The 12,543-nt window shown below is 63.3% G+C and carries 13 protein-coding genes; 6 read left to right on the top strand and 7 right to left on the bottom strand.

Annotation, left to right across the window (positions count from 1 at the left end; translation table 11 throughout):
• Nucleotides 1–75 precede the first annotated feature (75 nt).
• Nucleotides 76–2,148, top strand: a complete 2,073-nt coding sequence (locus PD885_RS06230) for a carbon starvation CstA family protein (RefSeq protein ID WP_065975340.1) — start codon at nt 76–78, stop codon at nt 2,146–2,148.
• Nucleotides 2,148–2,372: a YbdD/YjiX family protein gene (locus PD885_RS06225; protein ID WP_002802010.1), complete on the top strand. Its 225-nt coding sequence runs from the start codon at nt 2,148–2,150 to the stop codon at nt 2,370–2,372. The genes PD885_RS06230 and PD885_RS06225 overlap by 1 nt, the downstream gene beginning before the upstream one ends.
• A 239-nt stretch (nt 2,373–2,611) precedes the next feature.
• On the opposite strand, the gene PD885_RS06220 is transcribed toward PD885_RS06225, so the two are convergent.
• Nucleotides 2,612–3,292, bottom strand: coding sequence for an HAD family hydrolase (locus tag PD885_RS06220; protein ID WP_002802012.1), 681 nt, complete (start codon nt 3,290–3,292; stop codon nt 2,612–2,614).
• Nucleotides 3,293–3,358: 66 nt separating this feature from the next.
• Nucleotides 3,359–4,606 carry a DUF819 family protein gene (locus PD885_RS06215; protein WP_088056711.1) on the bottom strand — a complete coding sequence of 416 codons (1,248 nt, stop codon included), beginning with the start codon at nt 4,604–4,606 and terminating at the stop codon, nt 3,359–3,361.
• Here PD885_RS06215 and PD885_RS21360 point away from each other — a divergent pair.
• Nucleotides 4,577–4,855 (top strand): hypothetical protein, encoded by a 279-nt coding sequence (locus PD885_RS21360; RefSeq protein ID WP_159088090.1) that lies wholly within the window; start codon nt 4,577–4,579, stop codon nt 4,853–4,855. The two genes, PD885_RS06215 and PD885_RS21360, sit on opposite strands and share 30 nt — an antisense overlap.
• A gap of 39 nt (nt 4,856–4,894) precedes the next feature.
• Here the strand turns inward: PD885_RS21360 and PD885_RS06205 are convergent, their stop codons facing one another.
• Nucleotides 4,895–5,503 (bottom strand): nucleotidyltransferase family protein, encoded by a 609-nt coding sequence (locus tag PD885_RS06205; protein WP_002802016.1) that lies wholly within the window; start codon nt 5,501–5,503, stop codon nt 4,895–4,897.
• A gap of 134 nt (nt 5,504–5,637) precedes the next feature.
• Between PD885_RS06205 and PD885_RS20535 the strand changes: the two genes are divergently transcribed.
• Nucleotides 5,638–6,012: a hypothetical protein gene (locus tag PD885_RS20535; RefSeq protein WP_145954069.1), complete on the top strand. Its 375-nt coding sequence runs from the start codon at nt 5,638–5,640 to the stop codon at nt 6,010–6,012.
• Nucleotides 6,013–6,136: 124 nt separating this feature from the next.
• Here the strand turns inward: PD885_RS20535 and PD885_RS06200 are convergent, their stop codons facing one another.
• Together PD885_RS06200 and PD885_RS22660 are read right to left on the bottom strand one after the other, a co-directional pair.
• On the bottom strand, nt 6,137–7,150 hold the full coding sequence (locus tag PD885_RS06200; protein WP_040761920.1) for an XdhC family protein: 1,014 nt from the start codon (nt 7,148–7,150) through the stop codon (nt 6,137–6,139).
• Nucleotides 7,147–7,773: an alcohol dehydrogenase catalytic domain-containing protein gene (locus PD885_RS22660; protein WP_002802018.1), complete on the bottom strand. Its 627-nt coding sequence runs from the start codon at nt 7,771–7,773 to the stop codon at nt 7,147–7,149. Before PD885_RS22660 ends, PD885_RS06200 begins: the two co-directional genes overlap by 4 nt.
• A 370-nt stretch (nt 7,774–8,143) precedes the next feature.
• On the opposite strand from PD885_RS22660, the gene PD885_RS06190 reads away from it, so the two are divergent.
• Nucleotides 8,144–9,553: a sensor domain-containing diguanylate cyclase gene (locus PD885_RS06190; RefSeq protein WP_386271035.1), complete on the top strand. Its 1,410-nt coding sequence runs from the start codon at nt 8,144–8,146 to the stop codon at nt 9,551–9,553.
• A gap of 155 nt (nt 9,554–9,708) precedes the next feature.
• Here the strand turns inward: PD885_RS06190 and PD885_RS06185 are convergent, their stop codons facing one another.
• Nucleotides 9,709–10,224: a single-stranded DNA-binding protein gene (locus PD885_RS06185; RefSeq protein WP_002802020.1), complete on the bottom strand. Its 516-nt coding sequence runs from the start codon at nt 10,222–10,224 to the stop codon at nt 9,709–9,711.
• A gap of 274 nt (nt 10,225–10,498) precedes the next feature.
• On the opposite strand from PD885_RS06185, the gene PD885_RS06175 reads away from it, so the two are divergent.
• Nucleotides 10,499–11,497: a polyprenyl synthetase family protein gene (locus tag PD885_RS06175; RefSeq protein ID WP_002802028.1), complete on the top strand. Its 999-nt coding sequence runs from the start codon at nt 10,499–10,501 to the stop codon at nt 11,495–11,497.
• A 187-nt stretch (nt 11,498–11,684) separates the two neighbouring features.
• Here the strand turns inward: PD885_RS06175 and PD885_RS06170 are convergent, their stop codons facing one another.
• Complete coding sequence (locus PD885_RS06170; RefSeq protein ID WP_040761902.1) at nt 11,685–12,485, bottom strand: dienelactone hydrolase family protein; 801 nt, start codon at nt 12,483–12,485, stop codon at nt 11,685–11,687.
• Nucleotides 12,486–12,543: the final 58 nt, after the last annotated feature.

Genomic DNA, 12,543 nt, shown 5'->3' with positions numbered 1-12,543 from the left:
CGCCCCGGAACGGCACCATTGACCGCAGGCAGGCGACGAGGCGACCCTTAGGTTAATCGTTCCTGAGGGGCATGCATGAAAGGGTTCTCGAAGCTGGCCTGGAGCGCGCTGGCGCTGCTGGCTGCGTTCTGCCTGGGTACCGTGGCGCTGCGGCGTGGCGAACACATCAACGCGTTGTGGATCGTAGTGGCTGCGGTGTCGATCTATCTGATCGCCTACCGGTTCTACAGCCTGTTCATCGCCGATAACGTGTTGCAGTTGGATCCAACCCGCGCAACGCCAGCCGTCGCCAACAACGATGGCCTGGACTACGTACCCACCAACAAGCACGTGCTGTTTGGCCATCATTTCGCCGCCATCGCTGGCGCCGGGCCCTTGGTCGGCCCGGTGCTCGCCGCGCAAATGGGCTACCTGCCCGGCTTGCTGTGGCTGGTGGTGGGCGTGGTGTTTGCCGGTGCGGTGCAGGACTTCGTGGTGCTGTTTCTCTCAGGCCGTCGCAACGGCCGCTCGCTGGGCGATCTGGTGCGCGAGGAAATGGGTCGGGTGCCCGGCACCATCGCCTTGTTCGGTGCATTCCTGATCATGATCATCATCCTGGCGGTGCTAGCGATGGTGGTGGTCAAGGCGCTGGCCGAAAGCCCGTGGGGCATGTTCACAGTGATCGCAACGATGCCGATCGCGCTGATGATGGGGGTGTACATGCGCTACATCCGTGTCGGCAAGATCGGCGAGATCTCGGTGGTCGGCCTGGTGCTGTTGCTAGGCGCGATCTGGTTGGGCGGCAAGGTCGCCGCCGATCCAAGCTGGGGCCCGGCCTTCACCTTCACCGCCAGGCAGATCACCTGGATGTTGATCGGCTATGGCTTCGTCGCCGCGGTGTTGCCGGTGTGGCTGCTGCTGGCGCCGCGCGACTACCTGTCAACCTTTCTCAAGATCGGCACGATCCTGGCGCTTGCGATCGGCATCCTGGTCGTGATGCCGGATCTGCAAATGCCGGTGCTGACCCGGTTCGCTTCCACCGGTGACGGCCCAGTGTGGAAAGGCGGCATCTTCCCGTTTCTGTTCATCACCATCGCCTGCGGGGCGGTGTCCGGTTTCCACGCGTTGATCGCCTCCGGTACCACGCCAAAGTTGCTCGCCAACGAGGGCCACATGCGTTACATCGGCTACGGCGGCATGTTGATGGAATCGTTCGTGGCGATCATGGCCCTGGTGGCGGCCTCGATCATCGAGCCGGGCATCTATTTCGCGATGAACAGCCCGGCCTCACTGGTCGGCACCGACACGGTGGCGGTCGCGGCCAAGGTGTCCGAATGGGGCTTTGCGATCACGCCCGAGGTCCTGGAATCCACCGCGCGCGACATCGGCGAGCACAGCATCCTGGCACGTGCCGGCGGCGCCCCCACGCTGGCGGTCGGAATTGCGCAGATCCTGCACCAGCTGCTGCCCGGTGAAGACACTATGGCGTTCTGGTACCACTTCGCTATCCTGTTCGAGGCCCTGTTCATCCTGACCGCAGTGGACGCCGGCACGCGTGCGGGCCGCTTCATGCTGCAGGACCTGCTGGGCAACTTCGTCCCGGCGCTGAAGAAGACCGACTCGTGGACTGCCAATATCATCGCCACCGCCGGTTGCGTGGCGCTGTGGGGCTATCTGCTCTACACCGGTGTGATCGATCCATTCGGCGGCATCCAGACGCTGTGGCCGTTGTTCGGCATCTCCAACCAGATGCTGGCAGGTATTGCGTTGATGCTGGGCACGGTGGTGCTGTTCAAGATGAAGCGCGATCGCTACGCCTGGGTCACCATCGTGCCGGCGCTGTGGCTGCTGTTGTGCACGACCTACGCCGGGCTGATCAAGATCTTCGACAGCAACCCGGCGCAGGGCTTCCTGGCGCAGGCGCACAAGTTTCAGGCCGCTATCGCCAGCAACACCATCACCGCACCGGCCAAGACGGTGGCGCAGATGCAGCAGATCGTCACCAATGCCTACGTCAACGCCGGTCTGACCGTGCTGTTTCTGTTCGTGGTGTGCTCGATCCTGATTTACGCGGTCAAGACGATCATCATTGCGCGCCGCAACCCGCAACGTAGCGATCGCGAAACTCCGTACGTGGCGTTGCAGCCACACCAGATGGCGGACCTGTAATGGGCACCCAACTCGTTGTGGCCAGCCAATATCAGGTGCATCGCCGCATCTGGCGGCGCCTGATACAGACCGCACGCCTGTGTTGCGGCATTCCCGACTACGACAACTACGTGCGCCACATGCTGGAAAAACATCCCGACAAACCGGTGATGGAGTACCCCGCCTTTTTCCGCGAACGCCAAGACGCGCGCTATGGCGGCAAGAGCGGATTTCGCTGCTGTTGAGGTGAGATTGACGGGTTGAAACGCAACAGGGCGCGATGCGAATCGCGCCCTGTTGCGTTGATGGGTTCCGAAAAATCGATAGCGTCCGAAAGCTGGCCTGAAAGACGTTGTTGAAACTGCGCTGACGCGGCGGGATGTTGAGCCTGCGCCTCGAATCAGCGGCGACGAATAACACCCTGGAGCGTGTTATGTCTTGAGCACGCGCCCCACGCTGCATCGCCGCGCCGCTCAATGCGCGTTTAGCCAGCTTGCTTCCGTACGAGGCGTTCGAACAATGCCGGCAAGTCGCGCATGGCGTCGAACACCTCAAGCACGCCGATCCGACGCAACGTCTCATCGTGTCCGTGTGGAATATGGCTGGCACCGGTAAAACCCAGCACTTGCATTCCTGCAGCCAATGCCGCGCTCGCACCGGTGAGGCTGTCCTCGATCACCAGACAACGCTCCGGCGCCACACCAGCCGTACGTGCGGCTAGCAGATAGACATCCGGTGCAGGCTTGGGCCGCTCCACCATGTCGGCACCGAAGATACGTCCAGCAGCACGCGCGCTGAGCCCAACCCGCTCCACCAATGCAATCACATTATGGCGGCGGCTATTGGAGGCCACTGCCAGCGGCAACGGAATCTGTTCCAGTGCCTGGCGCACGCCTGGAATCGGCTGTACCTCGGCCTCGGTAAGCGCTTCGCTACGCGCCTCGATCTGCGCCAGCAAGGTGTCCGGCAACTGCAGCGCGAAGCGCTCTTCGACCCGCCGCAACATGTCACGCGTGGTTTGCCCGAAGGTCGCTACCAGCAGATGCTCCAACGCCTCGGCCGGAACGAATGCCGCCAGCGCCTCACACATCACCCGCTCGGCCAATACCTCGCTGTCGACAAGAACGCCATCGCAGTCACTGATCAGTAGCTCGAATCGCTCCATCTATAAGCGGCCTTCGCAAAGAGACGCAATTATGACTGCTAGAACGCAACATTTTTGTGAGGTGCGCTATACACCTGCCATCGCGCGCAAGCTAATGCCGACCAGATACGCCAGACAGGTGCCGGTGGCGTAGCCCATCGTGCCCAGCAACACCCCGACCGGTGCCAATGCCGGATGGAAAGCGGCGGCGACCACCGGCGCGGAGGCCGGGCCACCGATGTTGGATTGCGAGCCGATCGCGAAATAGAAAAATGGCACCCGCAACAAGCGGCCCAAACCCCACAGCAGCGCGATGTGGACAGCGATCCAGATCAGGCCGAGCAGGAATAGCCACGGCCGGTCCAGCAGCGCCAACAGATCCATCTGCATGCCGATGCAGGCGATCAGGAAATACAGCAGCAGCGTGCCGATCCTGGAGGCGCCCGCGCCTTCGAGCGTGCGTGCGCCGGTCAAGCTCAGCAGCAGGCCCAGACTGGTCGCCAACACCACTACCCACACGAACGGCGCATCCAGACTGAACTGACTGGCCCAACTCAAATGCGTCTTGCACCATGCAGCGAGCGGGTTGGCGAGCGCATGCGCCAGGCCGACCCCGCCGAATGCCACCCCCACGATCACCATCAAATCGGCCAGGCTGGGAATGTGCGCATATTCGGCCTGGAAGAGCGCCATGCGCTCCTGCAAGGCATCCAGCGCACGCCTATCCGCGCCGCTGCGCGCATCGATCTTGCGGGCGTTCCCGGCCATGAAAATCAGGGCAGCCATCCATACGTAACCTACGCCGACATCGACTACGGCGAACTGGCCGAAGGTGGTGGCATCCACATTGAAGACCTCACGCATCGCCAGCATGTTGGCACCGCCGCCGATCCAACTGCCGGCCAACGCCGCCATGCCGGCCCAGGTGTCGCCGGCCACTGTGGCCGGATGCAGCCAGTTCATCACCCAGAACGCGACCACCGCGCCCAGCATGATGCTCAGCGATGCGCCCAGATACATCGCGATCAACGTTGACCCCAGCCCCAGAATCGCCCGCAGGTCGATGCTCAATGTGAGCAGGATCAGCGCGGCCGGTAGCAAAACGTCGCGCGCGATCGGGTTGTACAGGCGGGTGTTGTTGCCGTCGATCAGACCGACCGTGTTGTAGATGCCTGGCAGCAGATAACACAGCAACAAGGCCGGTACCACGGCATAAAATCGCCGCCACACGCCCTGCTCGCGTGAGGAGGTCCAGAACACCGCCCCCAGGGTGGCGGCGATCAGGCCGAAGACGACGATATCGTTTTGAATCAGCTCAAAACCGGCGGCATTCACGACGGGCGGACATCCAGAAAAGTAGCCGATAACGTGCGGATCGGGCCAATAGCGTCCGATGGGATGAATCTAGCCGACCTGGACGTCTGCGCAAACCCCGCCATCGATTCGGAGCCTGCCTGGCATGCGGTCGCCGTGCAGCGCGGCCTGCGCGCAATGCGTCGTGCACGTGTGGATATGCCGATGACGAATACCGGCCACGCCATTTGCCAGCCGTGCAGTCCGCTTCCCTGGCCGCTTGAAGGCTGAGGCTGACGGAGATCACCGACCAGCGCCCGTTACGGCGTCTCAGTCCAGATCCACCCAGCCGCGCCGCTGCGCCGCCGCCAGATCGGCAGGCGTATCGATATCCAAGGCCAGGGCCGGTGCGCTTACGCAGCCCAGTGTCTGCACATCCAGGCTGGCAAACAGGCCGCGCAAGCCGCTATCGGCCTGCAGCGGGACATCTGCCCAGACGGCGTGGGTGACCACCGCAGGAATGCCGCGGACCCCGGCATAACCACTGATGGCGCAGCCCGAAGCAGCGTGCCCGGCCTCTTGCAGCAGCGCGCGCAGGTGCGGTGCGTCCAGTGCAGGTTGATCGCAGCCCAGGATCAAGCTGCGGCGCAACGGCGTGTCGTCCTGCACATGTTGGCGCAACACCGCCAAGCTCGAACCCATGCCTGCAGACCAGTCGGCATGCCGAAGTATTTCCACATCCAGGCCCTGCAAGACCTCGGTCAATGCGTCGGCTTTGGCACCCAACACCACCACACAGCGGCGCGGCGACGTTTGTAGCGCAATGCGTGCGGCGCGACGTAGCAGGGGCTCGCCATCGCGCATCAACAGTTGCTTCCAACGGCCCAGCCGGCGCCCCGCGCCGGCGGCCAACACCAGCGCGGCGTGATCGCTGCTCACGCGCTGCAGCCGGCGGAGATGGATGAAAAATGGCGCATAGCCAGTTGCGGTATTGATAAAGCGTCAAAAGCTGCCAGGTGTGCATTGCGCGCGCGATCTGATGTTGCGAAAAGCCGACGAGGCATCGTGTCGCAATGTGCGTCGTCGTAGCGATCGAAAAGAATGGTCATGACGACGTCATGCGTAATGAAAACGAGCTCAGCGTAAAGAGCCGACTGTGCGTGCGAGGTGACTGCGTGTTGCGCGTGGCCGCGCTGTCCGTGCGCAAGTCGCGCTTTCGGCCATATTTCCGTGTTTGGCAAGTGCTGCGTCAGTTCGGCCAGGCACGGCGTTGGTTCAATATCCGCAGCAGGCAGCGTGACGCCGTGCGTCGAAGACGCCTCGGCAGCTCAGCAGTGAATCTGTATCTCGCTGCCTCCTATACATCCCACAGACATATCCGCCTGACTGGAATTGGAGTTGCTGATAATCGGAAATCGCGCAGCGTCACGACTGCTTCAAATGATTGATTCAAACGAATGCTTCAACGCTCGCAGCTACTGCATTGCGCTGGACAACAGACAGGCAACGTCTGGGCGGTGCTGCGGGTCACGACGATCTGCGAGGTGGCATAGCACGCCAAGTGCTGAGGTCTTACCCATCCACCGCAACAGACTGCGTGTCCGCCACCGCCTGTGTCGCCTCGGCAATGATGCCAAGTGCGATGGTGTGCGGCGACGAGCGCCCCATGCGCCAGCCGGCGGGAAGTCGCAAGCGCGCAAGCGCGGCATCGTCGTGTCCGAGTGCACGCAGCGTTTGTAGACAACCTTCGCGCTTGCATCGGCTGCCCAGGATGCCGATGCAGGCAACGTTGGACGCTAGCCCGCGACATGCGACCTGCAGATCGATATCGCCATCATGCGCCAGGCTGTAAAGCGCGGTGTCTGCATCCAGATGCACATCCTTCAATGCCTGGCTCAACCCGCGACGGTCGTAATGCTCCGGAGCCAGTCGCGGCGGTGGTTCACTGGGCCCATGCGGTCGCAGCACGCGCACCTCGATGCCCATCTGGCTGGCCAATGAGACCAACGCCAGCAGCGCAGGATCGGCGCCGACCAGCACCAGTCGCAAAGGTGGACGATGCGTGCGCAAGAATTCACCGGGACGCGCGTCCTGCGCAGTGGTCGGATAACGCACCGCGCCGGAATCGCGATTCAGCGCCACATGAAACGCCCGATGGCGTTGGCGCGCGTTGCGCCAACATGCAAGATGCTCGCCCAGATCCGGCACCAGCCACACCAGCACGCCGATACGGCCGCCGCAGCTGAGTTGGATGTCCAGCACTTCGCTGCCCTCGCCGTAATCCAGCCGGCGCGACCGACCATCGCCCAGTGCTGCCATAGCGTGATGCGCCACCGCTGCCTCCACGCAACCGCCGGACACGTAACCGGCAACCCGGCCGTCTGCGCTGATCGCCATCTCGCTGCCCAGGGGGCGCGGTGACGAGCCCTGAGTGTCGATCAACGTGGCAATCGCTACACGCTGCCCAGCCCGATACCAGGCTGTCAGCGTCGGCAGCAGATCATCGTGCAGTGCGTAGCTCGGCCATGCCGGCCACGCCGGCTGGGCCGGCTTGGCATGCGTGACCGGGGCCACGGCTGCACTCACGCGCACCGCAACTCGGGCAGGTGCGCACGCAGCTTGTCGAGCGTGACCGGGTAATCGCCTGCGCGCACGCCGGTGGCGTTGAAGCCCGCATTGGCGATCACCGCAGCCACAGCGAAGATGCCGAGCTCGCCTACGCCCTTGGCCTTCATCGGCGATGACGGTGGGTCGCTTTCTTCCAGGAACATCACTTCCTGATGCGGGATATCCGCATGCACCGGCACTTCGTAACCTGCCAGGTCGTGATTGACGCTGGCACCGCCCAACCGCACGTGCACCCAGTTCGACGGCACCCCCATTATCTCCGCAGCGGTCTGCGCAATGATGGTGTAGGAGCCGGTCCCGATATCGGTGATGTCGGTTTCCTCCACTACACGCCCGCCCTGCTCCAGGCGCTCACTGACCTGCGGCCCGACCGCTTCGACTACGCCGACACCGTCTGACATCGGAATATGTCTGTGCGCAGCCGGCATCTGACCCAGCACGATCCCTAAGTCATGAAAATCATGCGAGCTCGCATGCAAGCGCACGCGGATCTGACCATGTGCACGCTGTTCTGGATCAGGTAAGTCAACAGATCGCAGTGACGCGATTCCTGCGGGATGACGCAAACCAATGGTGCGCATGGATACCTCACTGACTTCAAGTCAATGTTCGGGGTAACACGCGCAACGTGATGAGGTTGCAGTCGAGCCGGCTTGCATCGCGCGCAGCGATGGATGACGTTTGGTGCTGTACGAATCGGACCCAAGCAGAACGGACAACGCCTGCAATCATGCGTGGAAGCGGACTGTTGCTCACTACATGAGGCGCGAATCACAGATCAGAACTGTGTCTTTCAAATGCACGCAGCCGCGCTCGAGTCAACGCGTACGCTGGCACAGCGGTTGCATCGCCTTGGTGTCCGGACAGGTAGCCACAGTGACATCAACAACCAAGCGATGGCAGCAACGTGCACAACGCATCGCATTGCATTTCGTGTTGACCATCTCGTGGATGCTATTGCTGGGTTCGGAATATTGGTCCATCCACGAAGAACGCGCGACCGCACTGCGCACTGCCGAAGCGCAGTCGTTGAATCTTGCCAATTCGCTGGCGCAACATGCCAGCGATACCATGGCGATCGCCGAGGCGGTGCTGTCCGGGCTGGTGTCGCGCGTCGAACACGATCAGGCTTCGATAACTGCACGATCTGCGATGCACGATTTTCTGGTGCGCGAAGCACGGCGCTCGGATCGGCTGCATGGCATCTTCATCTGTGCTGCGGATGGCAGCTGGGTGAGCTCATCGCTGTACAGTATCCCTAGAATCCATAACAACGCCGACCGCGCTTACTTCAAGTATCACCGCGACCATCCCGATGCCATGTCGCTGGTCGGCCCACCGGTGCAAAGCCGCTCCGACGGCAGTTGGGTACTCACGCTGAGCCGCCGACTCAACACACCCAGCGGCGACTTTGCCGGTGTGGTGCTGGTCACCCTGCCACTGAAGTATTTCCAGAACTACTACAGCACCTTCGAGATTGGCCCGAACGGCACGATTGGCATGACTAACGACGATGGCATCGTGCTAGTGCGCCGGCCCGACAAGCCGGGCGTGATAGGTACTTCGATCGCAGGCACCTTGATCTACGTCACCATCCGCGCGCGCAAACATGGCACCGCAACGTATCGGTCGCCGATCGACGGTGTGGAGCGCATCTCCAGTTTCGCACCGGCGCGGCCATATCCGTTGACCGTGCTGACCGGCGTCTCGGTGGACGATGCATTGGCCAACTGGCGGCAATCCGCAGGCCAGCGGATTGTGATCGCCACACTCGGCTTTGCGCTGCTACTGGGGGTTGGCATTTGGCTGGACCTGCAATTGCGCCGCATGCATCGCAACGAAGCCAGGCTCAGCACCGAAGCCTGGGTGGATGCGTTGACCGGCATCGCCAACCGGCGCGCATTCGACCATCGCCTATCGCGCGCATTGCAGGACGCGGTGCGCCTGCAGGCGCCGTTGTCGGTGCTGATGATCGATGTCGACCACTTCAAGCTCTACAACGACACCTATGGTCATGTGAATGGCGATGCCTGCCTGCGGCTGGTCGCCCGCGCGATTGCCGGCTGCTCGCGACGCAGCCAGGACGTCGCCGCACGTTATGGCGGCGAAGAGTTCGGCATGATCCTGCCGCAGACCGACGCTGCCGGCGCATTGCGATTGGCCGATGCGGTCCGCAGCGCTGTCGCCGAACTCGGCCTGACGCACCTGTCCAGCCCAACCTGCGCGCACGTCACCGTCAGCGTTGGAGCAGCCACCTTCGAACCGGGCGACGCTCCACTCACACCCGACGCCTTCGTGCACGACGCCGATTCGGCGCTGTATCGCGCCAAGCAGAACGGCCGGGATCGTACGTCGGCGTAGCGCTGGCAAAGTTATCGGCGCCGTTGTGCTGCCAGGTTGACCTCTGCGCGCTGGAATTTTCGGAACACCCGGCTTGCGTCAAAGCGACCGTGGCCACAACGCAGAAGGCCCGCGCAATGCGGGCCTTCATGGATGAGGCAGCGACTGGACCTCGCTCAGAAGGGGATGTCATCGTCGGCAAAATCGTCCATCGGCGGTGCCGATTGCTGCTGGGCCGGCTGCTGACGAGGCGGGGCGTAATCCTGACCGCCACCCTGACCGCCGCCACCGCCGCCCTGCTGCTGGCGCGGGGCCTGCGAGCGCTGCGGGCGATCGCCGCCCATGCCGCCGCCTTCACCACGGCCGCCGAGCATCTGCATCTCGTTGGCGACGATGTCGGTGCTGTACTTTTCCACGCCATCCTGGCCGGTGTACTTGTCGTAGCGCAGCTCGCCTTCGACATACACCTGCGAACCCTTGCGCAGGTACTCACCGGCGATCTCGCCCAGCTTTCCGAAGAACACCACGCGGTGCCACTCGGTGCGCTCCTGGTTGTTGCCCTCGCGGTCCTTGCGCATGCTGCTGGTAGCCAGACTGACGCGGGTAATCGCCATGCCGGCCTGGGTGTACTTGGTGTCGGGATCGTTGCCGAGGTTACCGACGAGGATGACTTTGTTGATGCCGCGGGCCATAGATGCTTCCGAGATGGTGCGCCGGCGCCAATGGGGCGCGGCGGTGAATGTCTTGGGGGCCGATATTACCGTACCTGCCCGCCCCCGGTACCGGCGGGTCGCCGCGCCAATGGGCCGGGGAATGCCGCGCTGGCAGCTCGGAATCTGCGCGCTCGCACTGACCCCTGCATCAATCGCCGCAGGGGTTTGGGCCGATGTGAAGGTCTGAAACAGCCTCGACGGGACGGATCTGGCCCAGACACCTATAATCGACGCACATCACGAACTCCTGCGCATGACCATCGCCGAAGACCTCCCCACCGTCCCGGGCCTGCCCCAGATCCAGTCGCTCGCCGCGCCTGACATGGCAGCGGTCGACGCGCTGATCCGCTGCCGCCTGGCCTCGGACGTCGTGCTAATCAACCAGATTGCCGATCACATCATCTCCGCCGGTGGCAAACGCCTGCGTCCGATGCTGGTCATGCTGGCCGGCCGCGCCGCTGGAGGCTCCGGCCCGAAGCACCATCAGCTGGCGGCGATCATCGAGTTCATCCACACCTCCACGCTACTGCACGACGACGTGGTGGACGAGTCGGACCTGCGCCGCGGGCGCAGCACCGCCAATGCGCTATGGGGCAATGCGCCCAGCGTGCTGGTCGGCGACTTTCTGTACTCGCGCAGCTTCCAGTTGATGGTCGAGCTCGATCGCATGGAAGTCATGCAGATCCTGGCAGACACCACCAACCGTATCGCCGAGGGCGAGGTGCTGCAGCTGTTGCACGTGCACAACCCCGACACCGATGAAGCCGCCTATCTGCGCGTGATCGAGCGCAAGACGGCGGTGCTGTTTGCTGCCGGCACACGCCTGGGCGCGCTGGCCTCGGGCGCGGATGCCGATATGCAGCAGCGTCTGTACGATTACGGAATGCAGTTGGGCTTCGCCTTCCAGATTGCCGACGACGTGCTCGACTACGCCGCCGAGGCATCCGACCTGGGCAAGAACCTGGGCGACGATCTGGCCGAAGGCAAGGCCACGCTGCCGCTGATCCACGCCATGGCACACTCGGATGCGACCACGCGCCAGCGCCTGCGGCAGATCGTCGAACAAGGCGATGCAGGCGCAATGCCCGAGGTGTTGGCGGCGATTCACGCTACTGGCGGATTGGACTACAGCCGTCAACGTGCTGCTGAATATGCCGCCGCCGCCGAACAGGCGTTGGAGGACTTGCAGCCCGGCCCCGCGGTTGCCGCGCTGCGCGGTTTGGCGCGTTATGCAGTGGAACGGACGCATTGATTCAAACGGCAGGTGTTGCCTGCCTCGGTTGCGACCTTGGAGCGAATAACAAACTAGTGCGCGTCCGCCGGGCAGGCGCAGCCTGTGCGGTATCGGCATGCACCGCTGGTACACCGCGTTCGTCCACTTCGTCCGCACCGACCCGGCAACCGCTCGCAACATTTATTCGCCGCTCTTAGCCGCTACATCAATCGCCGAAACGTTCGTCGAAGAAATCGCCCAGCATGCGATACGCACGTTTCGCCGCGCGTGGGTTGTACAGGCAGCCCGGCGGGCTGTTGGCATCGGCCTCGGCGAAGCAATGCACCGCACCGCTGAAGTTGACGAACTGCCAATCTGCACCAGCTGCATCCATCTCGGTTTCGAATGCGGCGATGTCCGCCTTGGTCACGCTCTTGTCGTCGGCACCGTTGAGCACCAGCAGCGGCGTCTTGGCCGAGCCGGCAGCCGCCGGACTGGTTGTCGCGATGCCACCGTGCAGACTGACCACACCGGCCAGCTGCGCGCCCGCACGTACCAGCTCCAGCACCGTGGTGCCGCCGAAGCAGAAGCCCACCGCACCGATGCGTGTTGCGTCCAGCGGCGCCTTGCCGGACTGCACCTTGAGCACATCCACCGCCTTGAGCGCACGCGCCTGCAACGTGGACCGGTCGTCACGCAGCTTCTTGGCCTGCACCCCGGCCTCGGTATCGTCCTTGGGCCGGATGCCCTTGCCATACACGTCGGCCACCAGCACCACATAGTCGTCGCCAGCAAGTTGCTTGGCCTTGGTCACCGCCGAGCCGTTGACGCCGCGCCAGTTGGGCACCATCACCAGGCCCGGACGCTTGCCATCGCCGGCATCGTCGTACACCAGCACGCCGCTGAAAGTGTCCTTGCCGATTTTCCATTCCAGCGGTTTGGTCTGCATCGCCGCCGCCGCGGGAAATGCCAACGACGCCAAAAGACCAACCAATCCAGCGCCACACCATGTGCATTGCTTGTGCATGTGCTTGCTCCCGGGAAGGTACAGCGAGTGTAGGCGCTGCTGCCGTGCAAGGCGGGTC

The sequence above is a fragment of the Xanthomonas fragariae genome, from assembly GCF_900183975.1.
GTDB lineage: Bacteria > Pseudomonadota > Gammaproteobacteria > Xanthomonadales > Xanthomonadaceae > Xanthomonas > Xanthomonas fragariae.
Note: the sequence above shows the minus strand (reverse complement) of the source record. Positions and strands in the feature narration are given on the sequence as shown.

Coding starts and splice junctions, on each gene's coding strand:
- PD885_RS06230 (WP_065975340.1), top strand. CDS start 76: ATGAAAGGGTTCTCGAAGCTGGCCTGGAGCGCGCTGGCGCTGCTGGCT.
- PD885_RS06225 (WP_002802010.1), top strand. CDS start 2,148: ATGGGCACCCAACTCGTTGTGGCCAGCCAATATCAGGTGCATCGCCGC.
- PD885_RS06220 (WP_002802012.1), bottom strand. CDS start 3,292: ATGGAGCGATTCGAGCTACTGATCAGTGACTGCGATGGCGTTCTTGTC.
- PD885_RS20535 (WP_145954069.1), top strand. CDS start 5,638: ATGTGCGTCGTCGTAGCGATCGAAAAGAATGGTCATGACGACGTCATG.
- PD885_RS22660 (WP_002802018.1), bottom strand. CDS start 7,773: ATGCGCACCATTGGTTTGCGTCATCCCGCAGGAATCGCGTCACTGCGA.
- PD885_RS06190 (WP_386271035.1), top strand. CDS start 8,144: ATGCTATTGCTGGGTTCGGAATATTGGTCCATCCACGAAGAACGCGCG.
- PD885_RS06185 (WP_002802020.1), bottom strand. CDS start 10,224: ATGGCCCGCGGCATCAACAAAGTCATCCTCGTCGGTAACCTCGGCAAC.
- PD885_RS06175 (WP_002802028.1), top strand. CDS start 10,499: ATGACCATCGCCGAAGACCTCCCCACCGTCCCGGGCCTGCCCCAGATC.
- PD885_RS06170 (WP_040761902.1), bottom strand. CDS start 12,485: ATGCACAAGCAATGCACATGGTGTGGCGCTGGATTGGTTGGTCTTTTG.